Origin of the sequence: Sphingomonas sp. dw_22, from assembly GCF_018449795.1 — a bacterium.
Taxonomy (GTDB): Bacteria; Pseudomonadota; Alphaproteobacteria; order Sphingomonadales; family Sphingomonadaceae; genus Sphingomonas.
This window is the reverse complement of record NZ_JAAVVE010000052.1, coordinates 1-26045: the sequence shown is the minus strand read 5'-3', so window position 1 is coordinate 26045 and position 26045 is coordinate 1. Positions and strand designations below refer to the sequence as shown.

The 26045-nt window shown below is 68.6% G+C and carries 25 protein-coding genes and 1 tRNA gene; 12 read left to right on the top strand and 14 right to left on the bottom strand.

Annotated features, from left to right (window positions below; all coding sequences use genetic code 11):
• The 4 genes from HB724_RS17795 to phbB form a co-directional block, all read left to right on the top strand.
• Positions 1 to 628, top strand: a 628-nt coding sequence (locus HB724_RS17795; RefSeq protein ID WP_213982289.1) for an HlyD family efflux transporter periplasmic adaptor subunit, incomplete at its 5' end; no start/stop codon positions are given.
• Positions 625 to 3369 carry a ribosome-associated ATPase/putative transporter RbbA gene (gene rbbA, locus HB724_RS17790; RefSeq protein ID WP_213982288.1) on the top strand — a complete coding sequence of 915 codons (2745 nt, stop codon included), beginning with the start codon at positions 625 to 627 and terminating at the stop codon, positions 3367 to 3369. The genes HB724_RS17795 and rbbA, both read left to right, overlap by 4 nt.
• A 3-nt stretch (positions 3370 to 3372) precedes the next feature.
• A complete protein-coding gene (locus tag HB724_RS17785; RefSeq protein WP_213982287.1) occupies positions 3373 to 4494 on the top strand; it encodes an ABC transporter permease in 1122 nt (373 codons plus the stop codon).
• Between the two features lie 26 nt (positions 4495 to 4520).
• Positions 4521 to 5261, top strand: a complete 741-nt coding sequence (phbB, locus tag HB724_RS17780) for an acetoacetyl-CoA reductase (RefSeq protein WP_213982286.1) — start codon at positions 4521 to 4523, stop codon at positions 5259 to 5261.
• A 250-nt stretch (positions 5262 to 5511) separates the two neighbouring features.
• Here the strand turns inward: phbB and HB724_RS17775 are convergent, their stop codons facing one another.
• The gene (locus tag HB724_RS17775; protein ID WP_213982285.1) at positions 5512 to 7275 is read right to left on the bottom strand and encodes an alpha/beta fold hydrolase; all 1764 of its coding nucleotides are present in this window, start codon (positions 7273 to 7275) and stop codon (positions 5512 to 5514) included.
• A gap of 165 nt (positions 7276 to 7440) precedes the next feature.
• On the opposite strand from HB724_RS17775, the gene HB724_RS17770 reads away from it, so the two are divergent.
• Positions 7441 to 7869, top strand: coding sequence for a universal stress protein (locus HB724_RS17770; protein ID WP_213982284.1), 429 nt, complete (start codon positions 7441 to 7443; stop codon positions 7867 to 7869).
• On the opposite strand, the gene mgtA is transcribed toward HB724_RS17770, so the two are convergent.
• Genes mgtA through HB724_RS17755 form a run of 3 tightly spaced genes read right to left on the bottom strand, consistent with a single transcriptional unit; the run spans position 7829 to position 11247 of the window.
• The gene (gene mgtA, locus HB724_RS17765) at positions 7829 to 10477 is read right to left on the bottom strand and encodes a magnesium-translocating P-type ATPase (RefSeq protein WP_213982283.1); all 2649 of its coding nucleotides are present in this window, start codon (positions 10475 to 10477) and stop codon (positions 7829 to 7831) included. The genes HB724_RS17770 and mgtA overlap by 41 nt on opposite strands.
• Before the next feature lie 11 nt (positions 10478 to 10488).
• Entirely contained in the window at positions 10489 to 10962 is a 474-nt protein-coding gene (locus HB724_RS17760; protein WP_213982282.1) for an Hsp20/alpha crystallin family protein, read from the bottom strand.
• Between the two features lie 48 nt (positions 10963 to 11010).
• Positions 11011 to 11247 (bottom strand): hypothetical protein, encoded by a 237-nt coding sequence (locus HB724_RS17755; RefSeq protein WP_213982281.1) that lies wholly within the window; start codon positions 11245 to 11247, stop codon positions 11011 to 11013.
• A 175-nt stretch (positions 11248 to 11422) separates the two neighbouring features.
• Between HB724_RS17755 and HB724_RS17750 the strand changes: the two genes are divergently transcribed.
• The 3 genes from HB724_RS17750 to HB724_RS17740 are packed head-to-tail and all read left to right on the top strand — an operon-like array spanning position 11423 to position 16663.
• A complete protein-coding gene (locus HB724_RS17750; RefSeq protein ID WP_213982280.1) occupies positions 11423 to 14068 on the top strand; it encodes a bifunctional acetate--CoA ligase family protein/GNAT family N-acetyltransferase in 2646 nt (881 codons plus the stop codon).
• Between the two features lie 38 nt (positions 14069 to 14106).
• Complete coding sequence (locus tag HB724_RS17745) at positions 14107 to 15564, top strand: CHAD domain-containing protein (RefSeq protein WP_213982278.1); 1458 nt, start codon at positions 14107 to 14109, stop codon at positions 15562 to 15564.
• 7 nt (positions 15565 to 15571) lie between these two features.
• On the top strand, positions 15572 to 16663 hold the full coding sequence (locus HB724_RS17740) for a nitroreductase family protein (protein WP_213982277.1): 1092 nt from the start codon (positions 15572 to 15574) through the stop codon (positions 16661 to 16663).
• Between the two features lie 119 nt (positions 16664 to 16782).
• Here HB724_RS17740 and HB724_RS17735 read toward each other — a convergent pair.
• Together HB724_RS17735 and folK are read right to left on the bottom strand one after the other, a co-directional pair.
• Positions 16783 to 16858 (bottom strand) — tRNA-Lys (locus HB724_RS17735).
• A gap of 12 nt (positions 16859 to 16870) precedes the next feature.
• On the bottom strand, positions 16871 to 17350 hold the full coding sequence (gene folK, locus HB724_RS17730; protein ID WP_213982276.1) for a 2-amino-4-hydroxy-6-hydroxymethyldihydropteridine diphosphokinase: 480 nt from the start codon (positions 17348 to 17350) through the stop codon (positions 16871 to 16873).
• 23 nt (positions 17351 to 17373) lie between these two features.
• On the opposite strand from folK, the gene HB724_RS17725 reads away from it, so the two are divergent.
• The 3 genes from HB724_RS17725 (at position 17374) to HB724_RS17715 (ending at position 18628) form a co-directional block, all read left to right on the top strand.
• The gene (locus tag HB724_RS17725; protein ID WP_213982275.1) at positions 17374 to 17976 is read left to right on the top strand and encodes a uracil-DNA glycosylase; all 603 of its coding nucleotides are present in this window, start codon (positions 17374 to 17376) and stop codon (positions 17974 to 17976) included.
• Positions 17977 to 17990: 14 nt separating this feature from the next.
• Positions 17991 to 18293 carry a phosphotyrosine protein phosphatase gene (locus HB724_RS17720; RefSeq protein ID WP_213982274.1) on the top strand — a complete coding sequence of 101 codons (303 nt, stop codon included), beginning with the start codon at positions 17991 to 17993 and terminating at the stop codon, positions 18291 to 18293.
• A 68-nt stretch (positions 18294 to 18361) separates the two neighbouring features.
• On the top strand, positions 18362 to 18628 hold the full coding sequence (locus HB724_RS17715) for a hypothetical protein (protein ID WP_213982273.1): 267 nt from the start codon (positions 18362 to 18364) through the stop codon (positions 18626 to 18628).
• A 12-nt stretch (positions 18629 to 18640) separates the two neighbouring features.
• Here HB724_RS17715 and HB724_RS17710 read toward each other — a convergent pair whose 3' ends face one another.
• From HB724_RS17710 to rpsD, 5 genes are all read right to left on the bottom strand, one after another.
• Positions 18641 to 19297: a sulfite oxidase-like oxidoreductase gene (locus tag HB724_RS17710; protein WP_213982272.1), complete on the bottom strand. Its 657-nt coding sequence runs from the start codon at positions 19295 to 19297 to the stop codon at positions 18641 to 18643.
• A gap of 75 nt (positions 19298 to 19372) precedes the next feature.
• Complete coding sequence (aguB, locus tag HB724_RS17705; RefSeq protein ID WP_213982271.1) at positions 19373 to 20233, bottom strand: N-carbamoylputrescine amidase; 861 nt, start codon at positions 20231 to 20233, stop codon at positions 19373 to 19375.
• A gap of 8 nt (positions 20234 to 20241) precedes the next feature.
• Entirely contained in the window at positions 20242 to 21213 is a 972-nt protein-coding gene (locus tag HB724_RS17700) for an agmatine deiminase family protein (RefSeq protein ID WP_213982270.1), read from the bottom strand.
• A gap of 166 nt (positions 21214 to 21379) precedes the next feature.
• Positions 21380 to 23008, bottom strand: coding sequence for a M28 family metallopeptidase (locus HB724_RS17695; RefSeq protein WP_213982269.1), 1629 nt, complete (start codon positions 23006 to 23008; stop codon positions 21380 to 21382).
• Between the two features lie 128 nt (positions 23009 to 23136).
• The gene (rpsD, locus tag HB724_RS17690; RefSeq protein WP_213982268.1) at positions 23137 to 23751 is read right to left on the bottom strand and encodes a 30S ribosomal protein S4; all 615 of its coding nucleotides are present in this window, start codon (positions 23749 to 23751) and stop codon (positions 23137 to 23139) included.
• A 180-nt stretch (positions 23752 to 23931) separates the two neighbouring features.
• Here rpsD and HB724_RS17685 point away from each other — a divergent pair, with 180 nt between their 5' ends.
• The gene (locus HB724_RS17685; protein ID WP_213982267.1) at positions 23932 to 24234 is read left to right on the top strand and encodes a chorismate mutase; all 303 of its coding nucleotides are present in this window, start codon (positions 23932 to 23934) and stop codon (positions 24232 to 24234) included.
• Between the two features lie 9 nt (positions 24235 to 24243).
• On the opposite strand, the gene HB724_RS17680 is transcribed toward HB724_RS17685, so the two are convergent.
• From HB724_RS17680 to nrdR, 3 genes are all read right to left on the bottom strand, one after another.
• On the bottom strand, positions 24244 to 24501 hold the full coding sequence (locus HB724_RS17680; protein WP_213982266.1) for a hypothetical protein: 258 nt from the start codon (positions 24499 to 24501) through the stop codon (positions 24244 to 24246).
• A gap of 96 nt (positions 24502 to 24597) precedes the next feature.
• Positions 24598 to 25323: an RNA methyltransferase gene (locus tag HB724_RS17675; RefSeq protein WP_213982265.1), complete on the bottom strand. Its 726-nt coding sequence runs from the start codon at positions 25321 to 25323 to the stop codon at positions 24598 to 24600.
• Positions 25320 to 25796: a transcriptional regulator NrdR gene (gene nrdR, locus HB724_RS17670; RefSeq protein WP_213982264.1), complete on the bottom strand. Its 477-nt coding sequence runs from the start codon at positions 25794 to 25796 to the stop codon at positions 25320 to 25322. Before nrdR ends, HB724_RS17675 begins: the two co-directional genes overlap by 4 nt.
• Between the last annotated feature and the right edge of the window lie 249 nt (positions 25797 to 26045).

Sequence of the window (26045 nt, the reverse complement as noted above, 5' to 3'; positions counted from 1 at the left end):
GCGCCGCCGGCGGGGGACGGGGGGCGAGCCCGCCCGGGGCGCAGGGGGGCGGGCGGGCGGGGGGTGCCCGCCGGGGCGGGGCGAGGGAGGGGGCGCGGCGGTCGCCACCGCGCGCTCGCAGGTCGCCGGGGCGAAAGCGAATGTCGAGGCCGCGCAGGCGGCGATCCACCGGCTCGATGCCGATATCGGCGACGCGGTGCTGCGCGCGCCGCGCTCGGGCCGCGTCCAGTATCGCATCGCCGAGCCCGGCGAAGTGGTCGGCGCGGGCGGCAAGGTGCTCAACCTCATCGACCTGAGCGACGTCTACCTGACCTTCTTCCTGCCCGAGCAGGCGGTGGGCCGGGTCGGGCTGGGCGACGAGGCGCGGATCGTGCTCGATTCCGCGCCGGACCGGGTGATCCCCGCCCGCATCTCCTTCGTCGCCGATGTCGCGCAGTTCACCCCCAAGACGGTGGAGACCAAGGACGAGCGCCAGAAGCTGATGTTCCGGGTGCGCGCCTCGATCGATCCGGCGCTGCTCGCGCGCTTCCGCAATCTGGTGAAATCGGGAATGCCGGGCATGGCCTATGTGCGGATCGATTCCGCAAAGCCCTGGCCCGCCAAGCTCGCGCTGACGCCCGGCAAATGACCGGATACGCCGCCCGGCTTTCCGGCGTGCGCCTGCGCTTCGGCGACACGGCGGCGCTCGACGGAGTCGATCTCGACCTGCCCGCCGGTCGCACCGTGGCGATGATCGGGCCGGACGGGGTGGGCAAGTCGAGCCTGTTCGCGCTCGTCGCCGGCGCCCGCGCGATCCAGGAAGGCCGGGTGGAGGTGCTGGGCGGCGACATGGCCGATGCCGGGCACCGGCGCCGCGTGTGCCCGCGCATCGCTTATATGCCGCAGGGGCTGGGCAAGAATCTCTACCCCACGCTTTCGGTGTTCGAGAATATCGACTTCTTCGCGCGCCTGTTCGGCCAGGATCGCGCCGAGCGCGAGCGGCGGATCGACGCGCTGCTGGAGGCGACCGGCCTCGCGCCGTTCCGCACCCGGCCGGCGGGCAAGCTCTCCGGCGGCATGAAGCAGAAGCTCGGCCTGTGCTGCGCGCTGATCCACGATCCCGACCTGCTGCTGCTCGACGAGCCGACCACCGGCGTCGATCCGCTCTCGCGCGTCCAGTTCTGGGAGCTGATCGACCGCATCCGCGCGAGCCGGCCGGGGATGAGCGTGCTCGTCGCCACCGCCTATATGGAGGAAGCCGAGCGCTTCGATCATCTGGTGGCGATGGATGCCGGCCGGGTGCTGGCCACCGGCACCGCCGCCGAGCTGCGCGCGCGCACCGGCACGGCGAGCCTGGAGGAAGCCTTCATCGCGCTGCTGCCCGAGGAGCGGCGGCGCGAGCATCATGCGGTGACGATCCCGCCCCGCGATCCGTCGGTGGACGGCACCCCGGCGATCGAGGCGCGCGGGCTCACCAAGCGTTTCGGCGCCTTCACCGCGGTCGATCATGTCGATTTCCGCATCGAGCGCGGCGAGATCTTCGGCTTCATCGGCTCGAACGGCTGCGGCAAGACCACGACGATGAAGATGCTGACGGGCCTGCTCCCCGCCAGCGAGGGCGAGGCGCTGCTGCTCGGCCGCGCCGTCGACCCGCGCGATATCGAGACGCGCAAGCGGGTCGGCTATATGTCGCAGAGCTTCTCGCTCTACACCGAGCTGACGGTGCGGCAGAATCTGGAACTGCACGCCCGGCTCTTTCATGTGCCCGAGGACCGGATCGCCGCGCGCGTGGCGGAAATGGCCGATCGCTTCGGCCTGGCCGGGCTGATGGACGTCTATCCGGACAGCCTGCCGCTCGGCCAGCGCCAGCGCCTGAGCCTCGCCGTGGCGATGATCCACGCGCCCGAGATACTGATCCTCGACGAGCCGACCTCCGGCGTCGATCCGATCGCGCGCGACGCCTTCTGGCAGATGATGATCGACCTCGCCCGCAAGGATGCGGTGACGATCTTCATCTCCACCCACTTCATGAACGAGGCCGAGCGCTGCGACCGCATCGCGCTGATGCACATGGGCAAGGTGCTCGCCGCCGACACCCCGGCGGAGGTGGTGCGCGCGAGCGGCGCGCCGGACCTGGAGACGGCGTTCATCGGCCATCTGCGCCGCATGGGCGGGTTCGATGGCGACGGCGCCGTGATCGACGACGCGCCCGCCGCCGTGCCGCTGGTCGCGGCCGGGCCCGCGCGGACGGATAGGCCTGTCCGCTTCAGCCTGCGCCACATGTTGAGCTACAGCCGGCGCGAGGCGCTGGAGCTGCGCCGCGATCCGATCCGCGCGACGCTGGCGCTGGTCGGCAGCATCATCCTGATGTTCATCATGGGCTACGGCATCAGCCTGGATGTCGAGAACCTGACCTTCGCCATGCTCGACCGCGACGGGACGACGACCAGCCAGAACTATGCGCTCAACCTGTCCGGCTCGCGCTATTTCGTCGAGCATGCGCCGGTCCATAGCTATGCCGAGCTGGATCGGCGGATGCGCGACGGCGAACTGAGCGTCGTCGTCGAGATCCCCGAGCATTTCGCGCGCGACATGCAGCGCGGCACGCCCGTCTCGGTCGGCATGTGGGTGGACGGATCGATGCCCAGCCGGGCGGAGACGGTGCTTTCCTATGTGCAGGCGATGCATCTTTCCTGGCTGACCGACCTGTCGATGCGCGAGCTGGGGGTGCGGCCGTCGCTCGGGCTGGCGGGGATCGAGACGCGCTATCGCTACAATCCCGACGTCGCCAGCCTGGTGGCGATCGTGCCCGCGGTGATCCCGATCCTGCTGCTGCTCATCCCCTCGATGCTGACCGCCCTCAGCGTGGTGCGCGAGAAGGAGCTGGGATCGATCGTCAATCTCTACGTCACCCCCGTCACCCGCGCCGAGTTCCTGCTGGGCAAGCAGCTTCCCTATGTCGCGCTGGCGATGCTCAACTTCGCGCTGCTCACCGTGCTGGCGGTGACGGTGTTCGGCGTGCCGCTGAAGGGCAGCCTGTTCGCGCTGACGCTGGGGGCGCTGCTGTTCGTGCTGAGCTCCACCGCGATCGGCCTGATCTGCTCCACCTTCCTGCGCAGCCAGATCGCCGCGATCTTCGGCACCGCGATCGTCACGATCATCCCGGCGGTGCAATTCTCCGGCATGCTGACCCCCGTCACCTCGCTGGAGGGTTCGGGGCGTTTCATCGGCACGATCTATCCGGCCACCCATATCCTCACGATCAGCCGCGGCGTCTTCTGCAAGGCGCTGGGGATCGCCGACCTGCCCGGCGCCTTCCTCGCGCTCGCGATCACCGCGCCCGTGCTGATGGCGGCCGGTATCGCGCTGGTCCGCAAGCAGGAGCATTGAGCGATGCGGCTGGCGAACATCTGGCGGCTGGGGATCAAGGAGCTGCGCAGCCTGTGGCGCGACCGGATGATGGTCGTGCTGATCCTGTGGGCCTTCACCGGATCGGTCTATGTCGCCGCCACCGGCATCCCGGAGACGCTCAACAAGGCGCCTATTGCGATCGTCGACGAGGATGGATCGCAGCTCTCGCAGCGGATCGCGAGCGCCTTCTACCCGCCCTTCTTCAATCCGCCGGCGATGATCGCCCAGCGCGACGTGGACGCGGCGATGGACCAGGGCCTCTATACCTTCGTCCTCGACATCCCGCCCAATTTCCAGCGTGACCTGCTCGCCGGGCGCGGACCGGCGATCCAGCTCAACGTCGATGCGACGCGCATGGCGCAGGCTTTCTCGGGCAACGCCTATGTCCAGCGGATCATCGGCACCGAGGTGGCGACCTTCGCCGCGCGGAACGGCCGGACGGAGGCCCTGCCCGCCGACGTCGCGGTGCGATCGCGGTTCAATCCCAACCTGACCTCGCTCTGGTTCGGTGCGGTGATGCAGGTCATCAACCATGTCACCCTGCTCTCGATCATCCTCACCGGCGCGGCGCTGATCCGCGAGCGCGAGCATGGCACGGTCGAGCATCTGCTGGTGATGCCGGTGACGCCGTTCGAGATCATGGCGGCCAAGGTCTGGTCGATGGGACTGGTGGTGCTGGTCGCCACCTGGTTCTCGCTCACGCTGATCGTGCAGGGGGCGATGCGCGTGCCGATCGAAGGATCGGTGGCGCTGTTCCTGCTGGGCGCCGCCGCGCACCTGTTCGCCACCACTTCGATGGGCATCTTCCTGGGCACCTTCGCACGATCGATGCCGCAATTCGGGCTGCTGGTGATCCTGACGATCGTGCCGCTGGAGCTGCTTTCGGGCGGCAGCACCCCGCGCGAGAGCATGCCGGTATTCGTCCAGGACGTGATGCTGGCCGCGCCGACCACCCATTTCGTCCGGCTCGCCCAGAGCATCCTCTATCGCGGCGCCGATATCAGCGTGGTCTGGCCGCAGCTTCTCGCGATCCTCGCGATCGGCGCGGTCTTCTACGCGATCGCGCTCGCCCAGTTCCGCAAGGCCATCAACACGATGGCCTGACCCTTTCCCCACAAGGAGTATTGACCATGGCTTCCATACCCCAATCCCGCCGCGTGGCGGTTGTCACCGGCGGCGTCACCGGCATCGGCGCCGCCACCTGCCGGGCGTTGCAGCAGCTCGGCTGCGCCGTCGCCGCCACCTATCCCGAGGGCGATCCGCATGGGCCCGGTTTCCAGCAGGAGACGGGCATCCCGGCGTTCGTATGGTCGGTCGCCGATTATCAGGCGTGCGTCGACGGCATCGCCAAGGTGGAGGCGGCGCTGGGGCCGGTCGACATATTGGTCAACAATGCCGGCATCACTCGCGACGCGAGCTTCGCCAAGATGCGGCCCGAGCAATGGCGCGAAGTGATCGAGGTCGATCTGATCGGCTGCTTCAACATGGCGCATGCCGTCTATGGCGGGATGCGCGCGCGCAAATGGGGCCGGATCGTCAACGTCAGCTCGATCAACGGTCTGGCGGGCCAGTTCGGCCAGACCAACTATTCGGCGGCCAAGGCAGGCGTGCTGGGCTTCACCAAGGCGCTGGCGCTGGAGGGCGCGCGCAGCGGCATCACCGTGAATGCGGTGGCGCCGGGCTATACCGACACGGATATGGTGAAGGCCGTGCCGGCGGACGTCCTGGCCGGCATCGTCGCCAAGATCCCGGTCGGCCGCCTCGCCGAGCCGAACGAGATCGCCCGCTGCATCGCCTTCCTCTGCTCGGAGGATGCGGGGTTCGTCACCGGGGCGACGATCTCGGTGAATGGCGGGCAATACATGGCCTGAATTTCAATCCTCCCCCAGCTTGCTGGGGGAGGGGACCATGCGCAGCATGGTGGAGGGGCGGCGGCGAAGGCGCCGTTGTCCAGTGCCGCACGGTTCTCCGGCCTTCGGCCGGCCCCTCCACCGCCTTTGGCGGTCCCCCTCCCCGAGCAAAGCTCGGGGAGGATTGAAACTGAACGAAGGCCTGCCTGGCTCTGGATTCCGGCCTGCGCCGGGATGACGATCCAAATTGGAAAGGACAAACCCCAGCCCTTCAAGGCTGGCGGACATAGCCTCCGGGCGCGGGCTCCAGCGCCGGATAGCCCTTGTCCGGCGCGCCCATCGGCGGCGGTGCCACCGGATCGCCCGAACGCGCATCCAGCCACGCCCCCCATTCGGGCCACCACGAGCCGTCATGCGGCGCGGCCTGACGTTCCCAGCTCTCGGTATCGAGAGTGGAGCCATGCTCGGGCCGGGTAAGCACGCGATAATGGCGCCGCGGATGCCCCGGCGGCGAGACGACCCCGGCATTGTGCCCGCCCGAGGTGAGCAGGAAGGTCAGTTCGCTGTCGGTCAGCAGGTGCAGCTTGTAGACCGAATGCCATGGCGCGACATGGTCGGTCTCGGTTCCCACCGAGAAGATCGGCAGGTGCAGGTCCGAAAGGCGCACCGGCCGCCCGTCCACCGGGAAACGCCCCTCGGCCAGGTCGTCGTTCAGGAACAGCCGCCTCAGATACTCGCTATGCATCGCATAGGGCATGCGCGTGCCGTCGGCGTTCCAGGCCATCAGGTCGTTCATCGCCGGCCGCTCGCCCATCAGATATTCGCCGATCAGCCGCGACCAGATCAGGTCGTTCGAACGCAGCAGCTCGAAAGTGCCCGCCATCTGCCAGCTATCGAGATAGCCGCGCGTCCACATCATCTCGTCGAGGAATTCCAGCTCGGAAGGGTCGATGAACAGCCCCAGCTCGCCCGGCTCGCTGAACTCGGTCTGCGCGGCGAACATCGTCATGCTCGCCAGCCGGTCGTCGCCGTCGCGCGCCATCGCCGCCGCCGTGATCGCGAGCAGCGTGCCGCCCAGGCAATAGCCGACGCCATGGACCTTGGGCGCGCCCGTGATCGCCTGCACCGCGTCGAGCGCGGCCATCGGCCCGAGCCGCCGGTAATCCTCCATGTCCCGGTCGCGCAGCGATCCGTCCGGATTGCGCCACGAGATCATGAAGACCGTATAGCCCTGGCCCACCAGCCAGCGGACCAGCGAGTTCTCGGGCGACAGGTCGAGGATGTAGTATTTCATGATCCACGCCGGCACGATCAGCACCGGCTCGGGCCGGACCTCGCCCGTGGCCGGCGCGTACTGGATCAGCTCGATCAGCTCGTTGCGCCACACCACCTGCCCCGGCGTCACCGCCACCTGCTCGCCTGGCATATAGGCATCGGCACCGACCGGCGGGCAGTGGCGGACGGCGCGCTCGATATCCTCGCGCAGAAGCTGCATGCCTTCGATCAGGCAGGTGCCGCCGGTCTCGGCGATGCGGCGCTGGAGCGCCGGATTGGTGAGGATCGAATTGGACGGCGCGAGCATGTCGAGGATCTGGCGCCCGACGAAATTGACCACCCGCGCATGGTGCGGGTCCATGCCACGCACGTCGCGCGTCGCCGCGTCCCACCATTGCTGGAACAACAGGAAGCTCTGCTGCCACATCGCATAGGGCTGGTCCGCCCAGGCCGGATCGTCCCAGCGATGGTCCTGCGGCAGCGGCGCGATCACCGGCGCGGCCGGCGCCCAGGGCCGGTTGGTCGCGGCGAAGTGCATCAGCCGCAGCGCTTTGCGCGCGGCCTTGGTCGCCAGATGCGCCTGCTTGCCCGGCGCGAGCGCGAGGTGGCTCGCCCAGTCGAAATAGGCTTCCGCCAGCGCGGCGGGCGAGATGCCGTTGGTCCATTGCGCCACCTGCGCCACCGCCAGCCGATCCACCAGCGCGGCGGTCTCTTCGAAGGGATCGGGCAGTTGCTCGGCAGGAAGGGGATGGGAAGCCATGGCACGTCCTTCTTGGCGGGCGGGAGCGGCGATCTAGGCGCGGCCGCGCCGCGCGCGAAATACGTGTTGCCCACAAGACGTCCGGCGGAGGGAGATGTGCGAAGCTCCGGTCGAAACCGTCCGCATCCGGCATTGGGAGCGGCGCGAAACCGGAGGACTTCGCCAATGCAGAAGATCATGGTCGCCACCGATGGCTCCGACGGAGCGGATCGTGCCGTCGATTTCGCGGCGCAGCTCGCGCTGGGGCTCGGCGTGGAATTGCTGATCCTCACCGTCGCCGGCGAGCTGCCCGCCGAGGACATGCGCAGGTTCGCCCGTGCCGAAGGCGATATCGGAAGCGCGCTCGACAGCGCCGCCGAGCAGGTCGTCGCCGCGGCCGCCGCACGCGCGACGGGCGTGGGCGCCGTGCGCGTGCGGCACAGTTTCGTCTGGGGCGATCCGGCGGCGGCGATCATCGCGGAAGCCGATCGCGAGGGTATCGACCTTATCGTGGTCGGGCGGCGAGGGCGCGGCCGGCTGGCGGGGCTGCTGCTGGGAAGCGTGTCGCAGAAGCTCACTTCGCTGGCGAGTTGCCCGGTGCTCGTGGTGCCTTGAGCCCCGGCTTCGGGACGTCGCGGATGGCACCGGGCCGTGATCCGATCGCACGCCGGTAGAAGAACCGCTTGGCGGCCTCGGTCGCGACCGCATAGCCGAGCACGATCGCCAGGCTCATGCCGAGCATCCCGGCCGAAAGCGGCACCAGGCCGAACAGCCGCGCCAGCTCGCCCGTCCAGGGCAGCGCCAGAGCACCCGCCGAGACCGCGATGGTGCTCCACAGCAGCAGCCGGCTCGGACGGCTGCGCAGCGCCGAGCGCCGCGTGCGCAGCACCAGCAGCACCGCCAGCTCGGTGAGCAGCGAGACGAGGAACCACACCGTCTGGAACAGCGCGGCATCCGCATGGAGCACCAACAGCAGCAAGGCGAAGGTGAGCGCATCGAAGCAGGAGCTGACCAGCCCGAACACGATCATGAACCGCCGGATCTCGGATATGTCCCAGCGCTGCGGCTGTTCGACATGCTCCGGGTCTACGCAGTCCGTGGAAATCGCGATCGAGGGCAGATCGGACAGGAAGTTGTTGAGCAGGATCTGCTTGGGCAGCAGCGGCAGGAAGGGCAGCAGCGGCGTCGCCACCGCCATGCTCACCATATTGCCGAAATTGGCGCTGGTGGTGATCGCGATATATTTGAGCGTGTTGGCGAAGGTCCGCCGCCCGTCCTCCACGCCCTGGCGCAGCACGTCGAGGTCGCGATGCAACAGGATGATGTCGGCGCTCTCGCGCGCGACGTCGACCGCCTGATCGACGGAGATGCCGACATCGGCGACGTGGAGCGCGGGCGCGTCGTTGATCCCGTCGCCCAGGAAACCCACCACATGGCCGGCGCGCTGGAGCGCGCGGACGATCCGCTCCTTCTGCTGCGGGTCGATCTCGACGAACAGCCGCGTGCGCGCCGCGGCATGGGCAAGCGCGGGATCGGTCATGGCGTCGATCTCCGCGCCCGTCAGCATCGACGCGGCGTCGAGGCCCACCTGTGCCGCGACATGCGCGGTGACATGGCGGTTGTCGCCGCTGATGACCTTCACGGCGATGCCGAGCCGCGCGAGATCGGCGATGGTGCAGGCGGCATCGGGCTTGGGCGGATCGAGAAAGACGAGCAGCCCCAGGAACACCATGTCGCGCTCGTCCTCGCGCCGCCACGGTCCGTCCGTCGCCAGCGCGCGCTCGGCGACGGCCAGGACGCGGAAGCCCGCCTCTCCCTGCGCGCGGATCAGCGCTTCGAGCCGGGCGCGGGCCGCATCGTCGAGCGAGGCGATGCCGTCGCCCAGCGCCACTTGAGTACATATTGCGAGCATGTCGTCGCAGGCGCCCTTGGTCACGAGGCGTGCGCCGCCCGCCGGATCGCCCAGGACGATGCTCAGCCGGCGCCGCTGGAAGTCATAGGGGATCTCGTCCAGCTTGGCGGCGGCGCCCGGCATCCAGCCCTGTTTCGCCGCCGCCTCGCAGAGCGCGGCGTCGAGCGGGTTGGCGATGCCGGTCTCGAACGCGGCGTTGAGGAAGCCGGCTTCGCGCGCCCGCGCGCTCGGCTGCCCGTCCGGCCCCAATGCCTCGGCGAGCGACACGCAACCCTCGGTGAGGGTGCCGGTCTTGTCGGTGCACAGCACGTCCATGCTGCCGAGATTCTCGATCGATTCGAGCCGGCGGACGATCACGCCGCCCTTCGCCAGATGGCGCGCGCCTGCGGAGAGGGTGACGCTGACGATCGCCGGCAGGAGCTCGGGCGACAGCCCCACCGCGAGCGCGACCGCGAAGAGCAGGGACTCGGCGATCGGCCGCCCGAGCAACTGATTCACCGTCAGCACGCCGAGCACGATCACGATCATCACGCGCAGCAGCATCGTGCCGAAATGCCGCACGCCGCGCGCGAAATCGGTCTCGGGCTCGGCCTGGCGCAAGTGCGCGGCGATCGCGCCGAACCGGGTCTGCCGTCCCGTCTCGGCGACGAGCACCAGCGCCGTGCCGCTGCGTACCGACGAGCCCATGAACACCGCGTTGGTCCGCGCCGGGGCGGATGCGTCGGCGGGAACGATCCCGGCGTGCTTCTCGACCGGCAGCGATTCGCCCGTCAGCGCTGCTTCGGTGACGAGGAAGTCTTCGGCTTCGAGCACGCGCGCATCGGCCGGGACAAGGCTGCCCGCCGCGAGCCGCACCACATCGCCCGGCACCAAAGTCGCGGCCGGCACCGACTGCTCGACGCCGTCGCGCACCACGCGCGAGGCGAGCGCCAGCCGCTCGCGCAGCGCCAGCACGGCCCGGGAGGCGCGATATTCCTGAAAGAAGCTCAGCAGCCCGCTGCCGAGCACGATCGCGAGGATGATCGAGGCATCGACCCATTGGCGCAGCGCCAGCGACACGCCCGCCCCGAAGATCAGGATCAGCACCAGCGGACTGGCGAACTGCCGCGCGAGAAGGCGCAACGCCGATGTGCGGCGGCTCTCGTCGAGCCGGTTGGGGCCATAGCGGACGAGCCGCGCGCGCGCCTCGTCCGTCGTCAGGCCGCCGGGGCCGGACGCGAGTCGCGCAGCCAGCCGGTCGTCGGGCATCGCCCAGAAGGGTTGGCTATCCTCCTCCGCCGCTTGGGGGTGTTGCGCGGCGGAGGAGGACATGAGGCGGCGCCTCAACCCCTGCTGCTGATCGCGATCTTGCGCGTGCGCTCGGTCGCTTCGGCGTTGCGCGGCAGCGTGATCGTCAGCACGCCGTTGTGGAACGCTGCGGCGATCTGATCGGTATCGATATCGGCGGGAAGCGTCACGCGCCGCTCGAAGCTGCCATAGCTGCGTTCGCTCAGCAGATAGCCGCCGTCCTTGTGCTCCTGCTCCGAGCGCTTCTCGCCCTTGATCGTGAGCACGCCGTCGGCCACGCTCAGCTCGACATCCTCATCCTTCATGCCGGGCAGCTCGGCGGTCAGCCGATATTCCTTCTCGCCCGAAGCCATTTCGAGCGCGGGGACCGGCGCGAAACCGCTCAGCCCGAAGTTAAAGGCGCTGCGGGCGGGCGCGAAATCGTCGAACAGCCGATCGATCTCGGTGCGGAGCCAGCCGAACGGCGACTGCGCGGCACGCTTGGCGGGAACATTGGTCACGTCGTTCATCGGGACACTCCTTCGGCAAAAATGGGATCGCCGCAGAACGGAGGCGGCTCAGGCGAAGAGCGCGTGCTCGCCCTCCTCTTCGATCGGCTCCGGCACCACCAGTTGATGATCCTCGGAACCGGACGGGTGGGTGCGATGGGGATGCAGCTCGAGCACGGGCTGCACGACCGCATTCCACCAGCTTGCGAAGACGATGAAGGGCAATTGGCAAGCCGCCTCGCCGCATGCGATCGATGCATGAAGCGGGTCGGCAGTGCCGGGCTGTGCGGGCCGATCGACTGGCATGGTGATTCCTCCGTTTCGGCATGGGAACCCTCCGCCGTTCGGCCGCCACGCTCCATTGGGTAGATTACTTAACGGGCCGAATCCGGCATCAGCCCGCGGACATTGGGTTCTCTACTTATCGCAGCGCGTGCAGGATCCGTGTTGAGGAGACGCGGATCCAGCCCGGAGCGACAGCATGACGACCCGCAATCTCGACGCCGTGTTCCACCCACGCAGCGTAGCAGTGATCGGGGGCTCGACCCGGCCCGGCTCGCTCGGCCAGCATGTGCTCGACAACATCCTCCAGGGCGGCTTCGGCGGCACGGTGCATGCGGTCAATCCCAAGCCGGTCGAACGCGCCGGCGCGCAATGGGCGCCCTCGATCGCGGCGCTGGCCGAGGTTCCGGACCTGGCGGTGATCGTCACGCCGGGCGTCACGGTGCCGGGCGTCATCGCCGATCTCGGCGCCAGGGGCGTCCGCGCCGCGGTGGTGATCTCGTCGGGGCTGCACGATCCCGCGCTCCGCGCCACGATGCTGGAGGCGGCGCGCGTCCACACGCTCCGCATCGTCGGCCCCAACTGCCTGGGCATCCTGCTGCCGCATATCGGCCTCAACGCCTCGTTCGCGCCGCGCGGTGCCGCGCCGGGGCGGCTGGCCTTCGTCTCGCAGAGCGGCGCGCTGGTGACGGCGATGCTCGATTGGGCGGCGGACAAGCATGTCGGCTTCTCCGCCGTCATCTCGGCGGGGGACATGGCCGATGTCGATCTGGGCGACCTGATCGACATGCTCGCCGCGGATGCGCGCACCGATGCGATCCTGCTCTATATCGAAGGCGTCACCGGCGCCGCCAAGTTCATGTCCGCGGCCCGCGCCGCTTCGCGGATCAAGCCGGTGATCGCGATCAAGGCCGGCCGCACCGCCGCTGCGGGCAAGGCCGCGCTGTCGCATACCGGCGCGCTGGTGGGTGCCTATGACGTCCATGCCGCCGCCTTCCACCGCGCCGGCATCGTCCTGGTCGACAGCCTGACCGAGCTGTTCGACGCCGCCCAGGTGCTTTGCCGCATCCGGCCGCGCGGCGGCAAACGGCTGGCGATCGTCTCGAACGGCGGCGGTGCCGGCGTGCTCGCGGCCGATGCGCTGCCGGCGGCGGGCGGCACGCTCGCCCCGCTCTCGCCCCAGACTATCGCGGCGCTCGATCCCGCGCTGCCCGCCGACTGGTCCCGCGCCAATCCGGTGGACCTGGTCGGCGACGCGCGTCCCGAGCGTTTCACCGCCGCCACCCGCGCCGTGCTCGCCGATCCGCAGGTGGACGCGATGCTCGTCATGCACTGCCCGACCGCCGTCGCCACCGGCATCGAGATCGCGCAGGGTGTGGTCGCGGCGCTCGGCGAGCAGCCCGCGCATAAGCCGGTGATCGCCTGCTGGATGGGCAGCGAGAATGCGGCGGCGGTGCGCGCCATCTTCGATTCGGCGAACGTGCCGCTGTTCGACAATCTCGACGATGCGGTGCGCGGCTTCGGCTATCTCGTCCAGGCCGGACGCAACCGCGAGGCGGCGATGCGCGCGCCGGCGCATGTCAGCGTCGCGCCAGCGGATCGCGAGCGCGCGCGCCGGGTGGTGGAGGCGGCGCGCGGCCAGAACCGCACGGTGCTGAGCGCCGCCGAGACCAGGGATCTGCTCGCCGCTTATGGCGTGCCCGTCGTCCAGAGCCGGGTGGCCGCCACGCCGGAGCAGGTGGTGGAGACTTGTGCGTGCCTCACGCCGCCCTTCGCGCTTAAGCTCGTTTCCCCCGATTTCAGCCATAAATCGGATGTGGGCGGCGTCGCGCTCGGGCTCGCCGCGCCCGAGGCGGCGGCTGCTGCCGCGCGCGAGATGCGCGACCGGATCCTGGCCGCGCATCCCGAGGCCGTGATCGACGGCTTCGAGATCGAGCCGATGATCGTCACCGGCGACGGGCAGGAACTGCTGCTCGGCCTGGCCGAAGACGCCACTTTCGGCCCGGTGCTGGCGTTCGGGGCGGGCGGCAAGGCGGTGGAGGTGCTGGGCGACCGCGCGCTCGGCCTGCCGCCGCTCGACGACGCGCTGGCCGGCGAGATGATCGACGCGACGCGCATCGCCCGCCTGCTGCGCGGCTATCGCGACGTGCCGCCCGTGGACCGTGCCGCGATCGTCCGCGCGCTCAACGCGGTCTCGGCGATCGCCGTCGATTTCCCCGAGATCGCCGAGCTGGACATCAATCCGCTCGTCGCCACGGCGAAGGGGGTGATCGCGATCGATGCGCGCGCGCGGATCGCGGAGGAGGGGCGCGAATCGCGCTTGGTCATCCGGCCGGTGCCGGTCGAATGGACCGCCGACCTCGTCACGCGCAGCGGGCTGGCGCTGCATGTCCGGCCGGTCGTGCCCGACGACGAGGCGCTGCTCGATGAGCTGTTCCGCGACATGAGCGCCGACGATCTGCGTTTCCGCTTCCTCACCGGGCTGCGCGAGGTCGGCCGCGACCGGCTCGTGCCCATGACCCAGGTCGATTACAGCCGCACGATCAACTTCCTCGCCTTTGCCGGCGAGACGCTGGTGGCCAGCGCGATGCTCGCCGCCGATCCCGATGGCGTCCGCGCCGAACTGGCGATCGCGGTGCGCGAAGGGTACAAGGGCAAGGGCGTGAGCTGGACGCTGGTCGAGCATGTGATGCGCTATGCGCGCGCCGAGGGGATCCAGTTCGTCGAATCGACGGAGAGCAACGAGAACCAGGCGGCGCTGGCGCTCGAGCGGGAGGCCGGGTTCGAGATGATCCCTGTCGTCGGGTCTCCTACCGAAATGCTGGTCCGGCGCCGCATTTCCTGACGCTGTCCGGCCCGGGCGGCGTGAAAGTGGAGGCATGGTTGGCGGACGAAATCGAACTGAAGCTCGAACTGACGCCTGATGCCGCCGATGCATTCGAAGCCTCTGCGTTGGTGCCCGATGCGTCTCAAGCGGTCGAGCAGCAGTCGATCTATTTCGACACGCCGGATCGCGCCTTGGCGAAGAAGGGGCTTTCGCTTCGCATCCGCCGTTCGGGCGGCACGCGCATCCAGACCGTGAAGGCGAGCGGCCCCGGCACCGCCGGCCTGTTCGTGCGTCCCGAATGGGAATGCGCCGTCGAGGACGATCAGCCGATTCTGGACGATACGACGCCGATCCGGGCGCTGCTCGGCGATTCGGCGGATGCGATTGCGCCTGTATTCGCGGTGCGGATGGCGCGGCGCACATGGCTTCTCGGCCAGGATGGCGCGACCATCGAGATGGTTCTGGATCGTGGCGAAGCAATGGCCGGCGATCGGACATCCCCGATCTGCGAGATCGAGCTTGAACTGAAACAGGGCGACCCGGTCGCGTTGTTCGCGCTCGCGCGCCGCATCGACGCGGTCGTGCCGGTCCGGCTCGGCGTGCAGACCAAGGCCGAACGCGGCTATCGGCTCGCTCGGCCGGCTGCGCCGGCGGTGAAGGCCGAGCCGGTGGCACTGGGCAGCGACATGACGGCGGCACGGGCATTTCAGCAGATCCTCCAGAATTGCGTGCGGCAGTTCCGGCTGAACGAAGCACTGTTGCTGGCCGGCCGGGACGCCGGGGCGCTGCATCAGGCGCGCGTGGCGTTACGCCGACTGCGCTCGGCCTTCTCGATCTTCAAGCCGGTGATCGGCGGGGGTGCCAAGACGAAGCTCGGCGAGGAACTGCGGTGGCTCGCTTCGGAACTCGGCGACGCCCGTAATCTCGACGTGCTGCTTGATCGCACCAGCCCCGGCGCGCTGCGCGATCGGATCGGGGCGGCGCGCGAGGCGGCCTATGGCCGGGTCGAGGCCGTGCTAGCATCGTCGCGGGTGCGGGCGCTGATGCTCGACCTTGCGGAATGGACCGCGACCGGCGACTGGCTGGATGCGCCCGACACCGAGGCGGAGCGCAACCAGCCGGTGCGCGAATTTGCCGTCACCGCGCTGAGCCGCTTTCGCCGCAGGGTGAAGAAGGGCGGACGCGATCTCGCGGGTGCGGACGATGCGACCCGGCACGAGGTCCGCAAGGATGCCAAGAAGCTGCGCTATGCGGTGGAGTTCTTCGCCGCGCTGTTCGAGCGCAAGCGCGAGAAGCGGCGATACCGGGCGTTCCTTGCCGCGCTGGAAGCGCTTCAGGACCAGCTCGGCGCGCTCAATGACCTGGCGATGGCGCCGCATGTGCTGGAAGCGCTCGGGTTGGCCGACGATCCCCAGGCGCCGAAACTGCTTGCCGGCGGCAGGAAGAAGGCGCTGCTGGACGCTGCGGCCGACGCGCATGAGGCCCTGATCGACGCGAAACGGTTCTGGCGATGAGGTGGGTATGAACAGGCGAGCCTTTCTGATCGGGGCCGGCGGCGCGGCCGTGCTTGCCGGATCGGGCGCGGTTGCCTGGCGATCGTCGATCGGCTCGATGGCGGACTATGACGCATATGCGCGACGCCTGCGTGCGCCCTTGGCGGCGCAACCGCAACCGCAGGTCCGGGAACTCATCCGCTACGCGACGCTCGCGGCCAATAGCCACAACACGCAGCCCTGGCGGTTCCGGGTGGAGGGCAACGCCATGGACCTGATGCCGGACTATGGCCGGCGGACGTCCGTGGTCGATCCGGACGATCATCATCTGTTCGTGAGCCTGGGATGCGCGGCCGAAAATCTCGCCATTGCCGCCGCGGCGGCGGGACGGCCCGGCGAAGTCGAGGTCACGCCGAGTGGCGTGCGCGTTCTGCTGTCGACCGCCCCGGGGAGGCCCGATCCGCTGTTCGACGCGATACCGAAGCGGCAATCCACCCGTGCCGATTATGACGGCCGCCCGGTCTCCGCCGCCGATCTCGCCATGCTCGAGCGCGCCGCGGCGATGCCCGGCGTCCGGGTGATCCTGGTCACCGAGCGCGCGCGGATCGGCCGGATCCGCGACCTCGTGGTTGCCGGCAACCACGCGCAGATGGCCGATCCGGCATTCCTGCGCGAGCTGAAGCACTGGCTCCGCTTCAATCCGCGCAGCGCCGCCGCCACGGGCGACGGACTGTTCTCGGCGGTGAGCGGAAATCCCGTGCTGCCGACCGTTCTCGGTGGCCCCGCGCTCGACCTGTTCTTCACCGCGCAGGGGGAGGGGGACCGATATGCGCGGCAGATCGATTCATCGGCGGGCCTGGCGATCTTCGTCGGCGAGCGGGCGGACCGGGAGCATTGGATGCGGGTCGGCCGCGCCTGCCAGCGTTTCGCGCTGACCGCCACCAGCCTCGGGCTCAAGCACGCCTTCGTCAACCAGCCCGTCGAAGTGGCGGGCCTGCGCGGCGCGCTGGCGGCGCTGATCGGTGAGCCTGGAAGGCGGCCCGATCTCGTCATGCGCTTCGGCCATGGCCCGACGCTTCCCTTCTCGCCGCGGCGCCCGGTGGACGCCGTGCTGGCATAGGCATCGATCGACAGCGGAGCGAGGGGCGTCGTTCGACAAGGGAAATCTCTAACCGTGGCGATTGGCTTGGGCATGCCAATCGATTGGAAGGCTGAATTACCGAGACTTTTGTTGGGGGGTGGTGGGTCCGATGGGATTCGAACCCATGACCTCTCGATTAAAAGTCGCTTGCTCTACCGACTGAGCTACGGACCCACACCAGCGCGCTCACCTAGGCGCAGGGGTAGGGCGGGTCAACCGCGTGCGCAACTGGCGGACCGTCAGGCCGGACACGGGGTCGCGCCATGCCGGGGCCACGCGCAGCAGCGGATCGAGCACGAACCTGCGCTCGCGAAAGCGTGGGTGCGGCACGGTCAGCCCGGCGCTGCTCCAGGCGCCGCCCGACCATAGGACGATGTCGAGATCGATCACCCGCGCCCCCCAGATGCGACCGCGCCGCCGGCCGAAATCGCGCTCGATCGCCTTCAGTCGGCGGAGCAGTTCGGGAGGCGTCTCGTCGCTATCGAGGATCGCGGCGGCGTTGGCGAAGCGGCGGTTCGACGGGCCGAGCGGCGGCGTGCCGAGGATGGGGGACCGCGCCGAGAGAGTGCCCAGCGCCGCCATCGCCGCCGCGACCTCGCGTTCGGGGCCGCCGTGGCGCCCGCGGCGATTCGATCCGATCGCGATGGCGTAGCTTGTCCTCGTCACGCCTTGCGGCCTATCCCGCCGCCATGCCCGCGCCAAGCCCCGAGCCGCATCGCGATTGCCCGCGCTGCCCGCGCCTCGTCGCGGTGCGCGAGGCGCTGCGCGTCGAGCAGCCGGACTGGTGGAATGCGCCCGTTCCCGCGCTTGGCGATCCGGATGCGTGGCTGGCGATCATCGGCCTCGCGCCGGGCAGGCACGGCGCCAATCGCACCGGCCGCGCCTTTACCGGCGATGCCTCGGGCGACCTGCTGTTCGCGACGCTGGCGAAATTCGGGCTGGCGGTGGAGGGGGGGCCGAAGGGCGTGCTGATCCTCAACGCGGTGCGCTGCCTGCCGCCGGGCAACAAGCCGGTCCCCGCCGAAATTCATGCCTGTCGCGACTATCTGGGCGGGCAGCTTGCCGCGCCGGTCGTGGTCGCGCTCGGCCAGATCGCCCACCAGTCGGCGGTGAAGGCGATGGGTGGCCGGCTGCCCAAGGCGCGCTTCGGGCATCTCGCCGAACATCGCATGCCGGCCGGGCAGATGCTGATCGATAGCTATCACTGCTCGCGCTACAACCAGAATACCGGGCGCCTTACGCCGGAGATGTTCGAGGCGGTGTTCGCGCGGGCGCTGGAATTGCGGCGGTGAGGAACATCCTCTTCATGTGCAGCCAGAATCGGCTGCGCAGCCCCACCGCCGAACAGGTCTTTGCCAGCCATCCGGGGATCGAGGCGAGCTCGGCCGGCACCAGTCACGATGCGGAAAACCCCCTCGCTGGCGAACTGGTCGAATGGGCCGACATCATCTTCGTGATGGAGCGCACACATCGCATCAAGCTCCGGAAGCGCTTTCGCGCCGTGCCCAAGCATGCGCGCGTGATCTGTCTCGATATCCCGGACGATTACGAATGCATGGATCCCGAGCTTGTCCGCGTGCTGCGTGCAAAGGTGGAGCGGTATCTGTAGTCCTGCTCCGCACTCGCTTCGTTTGGTGCGATCTGCTATGCGATGCGGGCAAGTGAAGGAGGCCGCTCATGCGTATCGTCATACTCGCTCTCGCCCTGTTCCCCACCGCTGCGATGGCGCGTGATGGCGACAAGAAGCCGGCCCCCGAGGCCCGCCCCGCCGCCAAATGCCAGGATGCCAAGACGCAGTTCGCCGGCAAGCCCGCCGAGGACGTGCGTCCGCGTTCGCTCGCGCAGGAGCCGCTCGCCAACCAATATTATCCGGTGCTGCGGCGCGAGAATGGCTGCGACGTGCCGGTGAAGATCCGCGAGGATGTCGGCCGCCATCAGCGCTGAGGCGATGCGCGGCTAGCTGTAGCGCTCCTCGGCCCAGGGGTCGCCGCGCATGTGATAGCCGTTGACCTCCCAGAAGCCGGGCTTGTCGGCGCCGATCATCTCGATCCCGCGCACCCATTTGGCGCTCTTCCAGAAATAGAGGTGCGGGATCACCACTCGCACGGGCCCGCCATGCTCGCGCGCCAGCGGCTTGCCCTGCCAGCCATGGACCAGCATCGCGTTGGGCGCGGCGAAATCGGCGAGCGGTACGTTGGTGGTATAGCCGTCATAGCCGTGGAGCATGACGAACCCGGCTTCGTCGCGCGGCTGGACGTGATCGAGCAGGTCGCGGGTCAGCACCCCCTGCCAGTCATTGTCGTAGCGCGACCAGGTGGTGACGCAGTGGATGTCACTCGATAGCCGGGTCTGGGGCAGCGCCAGGAATGCGGCCCAGTCGAGCGCGGCGGGGCGATCGACCATCCCCTTGATCTCCAGCCGCCAGCGCTCGCGCGATATGTCGGGCTGGCGGCCAAGATCGAGGATCGGCCAGTCGCGAACGAGGTGCTGGCCCGGCGGCAGCCGCTCCGCCTCGGGGCGCGAGGCATGGCCGGTCAGGAACTTGCCTTCGCTCGCCCAGCGCTGCTTGGATCGGGTGAGCTTGCTCGCGTCGGGGAGTTCGGGATCGTCCATCGGGGTCGCTCCTTGGCCTGACGCCGAGGATGCGCCTTGCCGGCCGGGGCTGGCAAGCCGCCCGATCGAGTAGCTTCAGATGTCCTGCACCAGCCGCCCGTAGAGCTCCGGCCGCCGATCGCGGAAGAAGCCGAAGGCGGCGCGGTGGCGCTTGACGCGATCGAGGTCGATCGTCGCGGTGATGACGCCTTCTTCCTCGCGGCCCAGCTCGGCCAGGATGTCGCCGCGCTCGTCGGTGATGAAGCTGGTGCCGTAGAAGGTCTGGCCATGCTCGGTGCCGACGCGGTTGGCGGCCACCACGGGCACGACGTTGGAGACGGCATGCCCCACCATCGCGCGGCGCCACAGCCGGGCGGTGTCGAGGCTCTGGTCGTGCGGCTCGCTGCCGATCGCGGTGGGGTAAAAGAGCACTTCGGCCCCCATCAGCATCATCGCGCGGGCGGTCTCGGGATACCATTGGTCCCAGCAGACGCCGACGCCGAGCTTGGCGCCATTGGCCTGGGCTGGCCCGTCCCACACCTTGAAACCGGTATTGCCGGGGCGGAAATAGAATTTTTCCTCATATCCGGGGCCGTCGGGAATGTGGCTCTTGCGATAGACGCCGGCGACCTTGCCGTCCGGGCCGATCATCGCGAGGCTGTTGTAATGGTGCGGCCCGTCCGCCTCGAAGAAGCTGGTCGGGATGTGGATCCTGAGCTCCTCGGCGAGCTTCTGCATCGCGAGCACGGCCTTGTGCTCGTGGGTTGGCTTCGCGTTGGCGAACAGGCCCTCGTCCTCGACGCGGCAGAAATATTCGCCCTCGAACAATTCGGGCGGCAGCACGACCTGCGCACCGCGTGCGGCCGCCTCGCGCACCATCCCGGATACGCGCGCGATGTTCGCGTCGATATCGTTCGTGAAGGCGAGCTGGAGCGCGCCGACGGTGATCTCGGTCATCTCGTTCCTCAGAAACGCGGGATTTGCTGCGAGATGCAGTGGAAGCTCCCGCCGCCCGTCAAGATATGATCGGCGCGCTGGCCTGCAATGGTGCGGCCCGGAAACAGCTTTTCGAGCGCGGCGACGGCGGCATCGTCGTTCGCCTGGCCGTAGAGCGGCACCACCACCGCGGCATTGCCGATATAGAAGTTCATATAGCTCGCCGGGATCACCTCTTCATCGGCGATCACGCGGCCGGGCGAGGGGAAGCGGACCACTTCGACGCCGAACGCCTCGGCGCGTTGGGCCGCGTCCTGATAGACGCGCCAGTTGGGATCATTCTCCACCGCCTCAGGGATCAGCAGCCGGTTCTCGCCGATAAAGCGGGCGAGATTGTCGACATGGCCGTCGGTATGGTCGTTGAGCAGCCCGTCGCCGAGCCACAGCACGCGCGAATAGCCGAGATCTGCGGCAAGGCGCGCCTCGACCTCGGCCTTGGTCAGCCCGGGGTTGCGATTGTGGTTGAGCAGGCATTGCTCGGTGGTGACCGCAAGGCCGGTGCCATCGCCGTCGATCGCGCCGCCTTCCAGGATCCAGCCGTGGCGCACGACCTGGAGCTGCTCGCGCCGCGCGAGGCGCAGGCCGATATCGTCGTCGCCTTCGAGATCGTATTTGGCGCCCCAGCCGTTGAACGCGAAATCCTGCGCGACGCCGTTGCCGGACACGATCGCGCCGGTATCGCGCAGCCAGATGTCGCCGAACAGCTCGGTCACCACGCGCGCCGCCGGGCCGACCAGCGCCTCGGCGGTTCGGGCGGCTTCCTCATCGGCGGCGACCAGGATCACCCGCTCGCCACGCCCCTCGGCATGGACGGCGCGGACGAAGGCGGCGACTTCGGCCTGGGCAGGCTCCAGGTCTTCGACCCACAGGTCGCGATGGCTGGGAAAGCCGATCCAGACGGCGTCGTGCGGCGCCCATTCGGGGGGAGGGGGGAGAGTCATGCGCGGGGCATTAGCTCCAAGCGGTGGCAGGGGGAAGGCGCGGTATGACTCCCTACGCGTCATCCCCGCGAAAGCGGGGATCCAGGAGTCGCGAGCGATCCCGTTTTTGGCTCTGGATCCCCGCTTTCGCGGGGATGACGAGGAAAGGTGGTACGGTTCCGTCTCTTCACTGCCCCGCGCGGCTCTTGTCTCGCACTGCGCGGAATTCGGCGCTCGGATACCAGTTGGGCCAGGCCGAACCCTCGGCGAGCTGGCGGCCGAGGCCGTAATAGATCGTCAGATCCTCAATGCCGCCGCTCCAGTCCCAATTGGGATCATATTCGTCCTGCGGCTTGTGATAGCGGTTGATCGTATAATCCTCGGACGCGGCGTGGCCCGCCGCCTTGCCGCCCTTCACCAGATCCTCGCCGCTCTCGCCATAGAGCATCGGCACGCCCAGCTTGGCGAAGCTGAAATGGTCGGAGCGGTAATAGCCGCCTTTTTCGGGCGAGGGCTCGGGCACGATCACGCGGCCCTGCGCGGCGACGAAGGGCTTCACCAGATCCTCGAGCTCGGACTTGCCGACCCCGACCAGCACGAAATCCTTGGCGGGGCCGACGATGTTGATGCCGTCCATGTTGACGCCGCCTACCGTCTTGGCGAGCGGATAAACGGGATTCTCGGCATAGAATTTGGAGCCGAGCAGGCCCGATTCCTCGGCGGTGACCGACAGGAAGACCAGGCTGCGCTTGGCCGGTCCCGTCTTGGCATGCGCCTCGGCCAGCGCGACCAGCGCCGCCGAGCCCGAGGCATTATCGAGCGCGCCGTTGCAGATGCCGTCGCCCTTCACCGGCGCGCAGTGGCCGAGATGGTCCCAATGCGCGGAATAAAGGACAATTTCGTCGGGCCTCGCGCTGCCGGGCAGGATGCCGATGACATTCTTCGATGCCTGGCGGCGGATGCCGTTGTCCCAGCTCGTCGACGCCTTCACGCCCAGCGGCACGGCCTTGAAGCCCTTGTGCTTCGCGGCTTCGATCAGCGCGGCGTAATCCTTGCCGGCGGAGACGAACAGCGCCCTGGCCGAATCCTGCTGGATCCAGCCGATCGCCTGGGACTGGTCCATATGGTCGCCCGGCGTATCCTGTTCGAGTTGCGGGCCGGTCCAGGAGGATTCGACCACGCCCCAGGGATAGGCGGCGGGCTCGGTATCGTGGACGATGATCGCGGCGGCGGCGCCCTGGCGCGCGGCTTCCTCGAACTTGTAGGTCCAGCGGCCATAATAGGTCATCGCACGGCCGCCGAAGGGGCCGTCGAGCGTCATCGTCTGCCAGTCGGGATCGTTGACCAGGATGACGACGGTCTTCCCCTTCACGTCCACGCCGGCATAGTCGTTCCAGCCGCGTTCGGGCGCGTTGATGCCATAGCCGACGAAGACGACCTCGCTGTCCTTGAGCGCGACGTGCGGCACCACCTGATAGGTGGCGAGCACGGCGTCCTTGCGATATTGGAGTGCGATCGGGGTCTTGCCCCCGGTGAAGGTCAGCGGTGCGACATTGCTCGCGTTGATCTGGACCAGCGGCACGTCCTGCACCCAGCTCCCGTGATTGCCGGGCTGGAGCCCCGCCGCCTTGAACCGCTCGATCAGGTAGGCGACCGTCTTGTCCTCCGCCGGGGTCGCCGGGGCGCGGCCCTCGAAGGCGTCGGAGGAGAGGGTTTTGGTCACCTCCTTCAAGGTGTCGAGCGAGATCTGCGGCGCGGTCTGGGCCGAGGCGGATGCGCTGGCGAGCAGCAGGGCGGCGTAAAGGGCGAGGCGCATGCAGACTCCTGCGGAAAGGAACGGATGCGACTTTGGCAGCGCCGCGGACCAGCGGCAAGGTGGCCGAGCCGGAACGAAAAAGGGCGGCCCCGCAGGACCGCCCCTCTTTCTCCAGCCGGATCGGCCGATCAGCGCGAGTAGAACTCGACGACCAGGTTCGGCTCCATCTTCACCGGATACGGCACTTCGTCGAGCGTCGGCACGCGGGTGAAGGTGATCTTCGAGGCGCCGTCCGGCACCACATAATCGGGGATGTCGCGCTCGGAGAGGCTCTGCGCCTCCATCACCAGCGCCATTTCCTGCGCCTTGGGGCTCAGCGAGACTTCCTCGCCGGGCTTGATGCGGCGCGAGCCGATGTTGCACTTCTCGCCGCCCACGCGGACATGGCCGTGGTTGACCAGCTGGCGCGCGGCGAAGATCGTCGGCGCGAACTTGGCGCGATAGACGATCATATCGAGGCGCATCTCGAGCAGGCCGATCAGGTTCTGGCCGGTGTCGCCCTTCATGCGCGACGCATCTTCATACGAGCGCTTGAACTGCTTCTCGGTGATGTCGCCGTAATAGCCCTTGAGCTTCTGCTTGGCGCGGAGCTGGATGCCGAAGTCCGACATCTTGCCCTTGCGGCGCTGGCCATGCTGGCCGGGGCCGTATTCACGCTTGTTGACCGGGCTCTTCGGGCGACCCCAGATGTTCTCGCCCATCCGGCGGTCGAGCTTGTGCTTGGCGCTGCTGCGCTTCGACATGTCTAATCCTTTGCAAATGCTAACAACGTTGGTCCCGGTGTCCGCCTGCTGATCCTTTGTGGGGAGGGCAGGGCCACCGCTTCACCGGGGTGCGGGGCCAATGCGAAGGCGCGCGGTTAGCGGCCAAGCGACGGAGTGTCAAGCTGGACAGCGGCGCGGCACCGAGCCAAGGGAGCGGTCATGCACGAAACGATCGATCCTGAAGCCTGCACCACGATGCTCGAAGTCCGCGCCGGCGTGGACGCGGTCGACCGCGCGCTGGTCGATCTGCTCAAGCGCCGGTTCGGCTATATGGATGCCGCCGCGCGCATCAAGCCCGAGCGCGGACTGGTGCGCGACGAGGGCCGCAAGGCGCAGGTGATCCAGAATGCGCGCGCGCATGCCCGGGCCGCCGGCATACCCGAAGCCCCGATCGCCGATCTCTGGGAGCGGCTGGTCGAGGCTTCGATCGCGTATGAACTGGAGCAGTTCGATCGGCGCTGAGCGCGGCGCTTACAGGCCGCTATTGCCTCCGGCTGCGCGACGATTATCGAGCGCGCGAGCGGCATTTTCCTGATCGGCCGCATGAATTTGTGCCCATTCGGCTTTGGTGTGGCATTCCCGCTTGCCGAAATTGGAGCCCGTCACCGGAATCCTGCGGCAGACCTGCTTGTCGTCTTTCGGCTGTTCAGCAGCCTGAGTCGGCGCTTGCTGCTGAGCAAGGGCGGGTGCGGCGAAGGTGAGCAGGGCAATCAGAGGAAGAAGGCGCATCTAAAAGACTCCAATCAAGAGCCGGTCTCATAGCTATTTTTTGCAGCTGCGAAAAGAAGCTGGCCGGCGAAAATCTATTGCGGCGCGCCAAAACATTCATTCGTTTCTGTGGAGTTTCCTGCCTCGCAATGCGGAAAGCACGCCGCGCAGCGTGCGCACTTCCTGCGAGGTCCAGCCCGGCTTGGTGAGCAAGGTGCGCAGCGTGCGGCGCGTGGTCGGCACGCGATCGGGCGGGAAATAATAGCCCGACTGATCGAGCATCGCTTCGAGCTGGCCGATCATGCCCTCCAGCTCGTCCTGCGGCGCCGGCGGATCGAGATCGGTCGTCGGCGGGCTCGCCAGCGCGGCGCCCTTCGACCATTCATAGGCGACCAGAATCACTGCCTGGGCCAGGTTGAGCGAGCCGAACTCGGGATTGATCGGCACGGTGATGATCGTCCGGGCCAGCGCGACGTCGTCGGTCTCCAGCCCCGATCGCTCGGGGCCGAACAGGATCGCGGAGCGACCCTCCGCGGCGCGCACGTCGCGGGCGGCTTCTTCCGGCGTCACCACCGGCTTGGTCACGCCGCGCTTGCGCACCGTGGTGGCATAGACATAAGCGCAATCGGCGACCGCATCGGCTACGGTCTCGAAGATCTGCGCGCGTTCGAGCACGATATCCGCGCCGCTGGCGGCCGGGCCGGCGCTCGGATTGGGCCAGCCATCGCGGGGCGAGACCAGCCGCATCTCGACAAGCCCGAAATTGAGCATCGCGCGGGCGGCCTTGCCGATATTCTCGCCGAGCTGCGGGCGTACGAGGACGATGACGGGGGGCTGGCTCAACCTTTCGCCACCTCGGTCACATTGCCGGCGAATTCCTCGAAATCCTTCGCCTCGCGGAAGTCCTTATAGACCGAGGCGAAGCGGATATAGGCGACCGAATCGAGACCCTTCAGCCCCTCCATCACCAGCTCGCCGATCCGCTGCGACGGGATCTCGCTCTCGCCCTGCGTCTCCAACTGGCGCTGGATGCCCGAAACGAGCCGCTCGATCTGCGCTGCGGTGATCGGTCGCTTGCGCGCGGCGGTGGAGACCGATCGCACCAGCTTGTCGCGCTCGAACGGCTCGCGCCGCCCCTCCGATCCATTGGCGCCGCTCTTGACCACGGTCAGGTCGCGGAGCTGGATGCGTTCGAAGGTGGTGAAGCGCGCCGCGCACGCCTCGCATTGCCGCCGGCGCCGGATCGCCGCCCCGTCCTCGGTGGGGCGGCTGTCCTTCACCTGGCTGTCTTCATTTCCGCAGAAGGGGCAACGCATTCAGCCCCCCCCCCCGGGGGGGGGGGGGGGCGGGGGGGGGGGGGGGGGGGGGGGGGGGGGGGGGGGGGGGGGGGGGGGGGGGGGGGGGGGGGGCCCGGGGGGGCGGGGGGGGGGGCGGGGTGGGGGGGGGGCGCCCGGGGGGGGAGGCGCTGACCGGGACGGTGGCGGCGCAAATGCTGCTGAACGGGAAGGCTCGCGGATGCCTCGAGCTGGATCGCAGCGTTGGAGGCTGCCGGAGATCGGGAAGGG

Coding starts and splice junctions, on each gene's coding strand:
- rbbA (WP_213982288.1), top strand. CDS start 625: ATGACCGGATACGCCGCCCGGCTTTCCGGCGTGCGCCTGCGCTTCGGC.
- HB724_RS17785 (WP_213982287.1), top strand. CDS start 3,373: ATGCGGCTGGCGAACATCTGGCGGCTGGGGATCAAGGAGCTGCGCAGC.
- phbB (WP_213982286.1), top strand. CDS start 4,521: ATGGCTTCCATACCCCAATCCCGCCGCGTGGCGGTTGTCACCGGCGGC.
- HB724_RS17775 (WP_213982285.1), bottom strand. CDS start 7,275: ATGGCTTCCCATCCCCTTCCTGCCGAGCAACTGCCCGATCCCTTCGAA.
- HB724_RS17770 (WP_213982284.1), top strand. CDS start 7,441: ATGCAGAAGATCATGGTCGCCACCGATGGCTCCGACGGAGCGGATCGT.
- mgtA (WP_213982283.1), bottom strand. CDS start 10,477: ATGTCCTCCTCCGCCGCGCAACACCCCCAAGCGGCGGAGGAGGATAGC.
- HB724_RS17760 (WP_213982282.1), bottom strand. CDS start 10,962: ATGAACGACGTGACCAATGTTCCCGCCAAGCGTGCCGCGCAGTCGCCG.
- HB724_RS17755 (WP_213982281.1), bottom strand. CDS start 11,247: ATGCCAGTCGATCGGCCCGCACAGCCCGGCACTGCCGACCCGCTTCAT.
- HB724_RS17750 (WP_213982280.1), top strand. CDS start 11,423: ATGACGACCCGCAATCTCGACGCCGTGTTCCACCCACGCAGCGTAGCA.
- HB724_RS17740 (WP_213982277.1), top strand. CDS start 15,572: ATGAACAGGCGAGCCTTTCTGATCGGGGCCGGCGGCGCGGCCGTGCTT.
- HB724_RS17725 (WP_213982275.1), top strand. CDS start 17,374: ATGCCCGCGCCAAGCCCCGAGCCGCATCGCGATTGCCCGCGCTGCCCG.
- HB724_RS17720 (WP_213982274.1), top strand. CDS start 17,991: ATGTGCAGCCAGAATCGGCTGCGCAGCCCCACCGCCGAACAGGTCTTT.
- HB724_RS17715 (WP_213982273.1), top strand. CDS start 18,362: ATGCGTATCGTCATACTCGCTCTCGCCCTGTTCCCCACCGCTGCGATG.
- HB724_RS17710 (WP_213982272.1), bottom strand. CDS start 19,297: ATGGACGATCCCGAACTCCCCGACGCGAGCAAGCTCACCCGATCCAAG.
- aguB (WP_213982271.1), bottom strand. CDS start 20,233: ATGACCGAGATCACCGTCGGCGCGCTCCAGCTCGCCTTCACGAACGAT.
- HB724_RS17700 (WP_213982270.1), bottom strand. CDS start 21,213: ATGACTCTCCCCCCTCCCCCCGAATGGGCGCCGCACGACGCCGTCTGG.
- HB724_RS17695 (WP_213982269.1), bottom strand. CDS start 23,008: ATGCGCCTCGCCCTTTACGCCGCCCTGCTGCTCGCCAGCGCATCCGCC.
- rpsD (WP_213982268.1), bottom strand. CDS start 23,751: ATGTCGAAGCGCAGCAGCGCCAAGCACAAGCTCGACCGCCGGATGGGC.
- HB724_RS17685 (WP_213982267.1), top strand. CDS start 23,932: ATGCACGAAACGATCGATCCTGAAGCCTGCACCACGATGCTCGAAGTC.
- HB724_RS17680 (WP_213982266.1), bottom strand. CDS start 24,501: ATGCGCCTTCTTCCTCTGATTGCCCTGCTCACCTTCGCCGCACCCGCC.
- nrdR (WP_213982264.1), bottom strand. CDS start 25,796: ATGCGTTGCCCCTTCTGCGGAAATGAAGACAGCCAGGTGAAGGACAGC.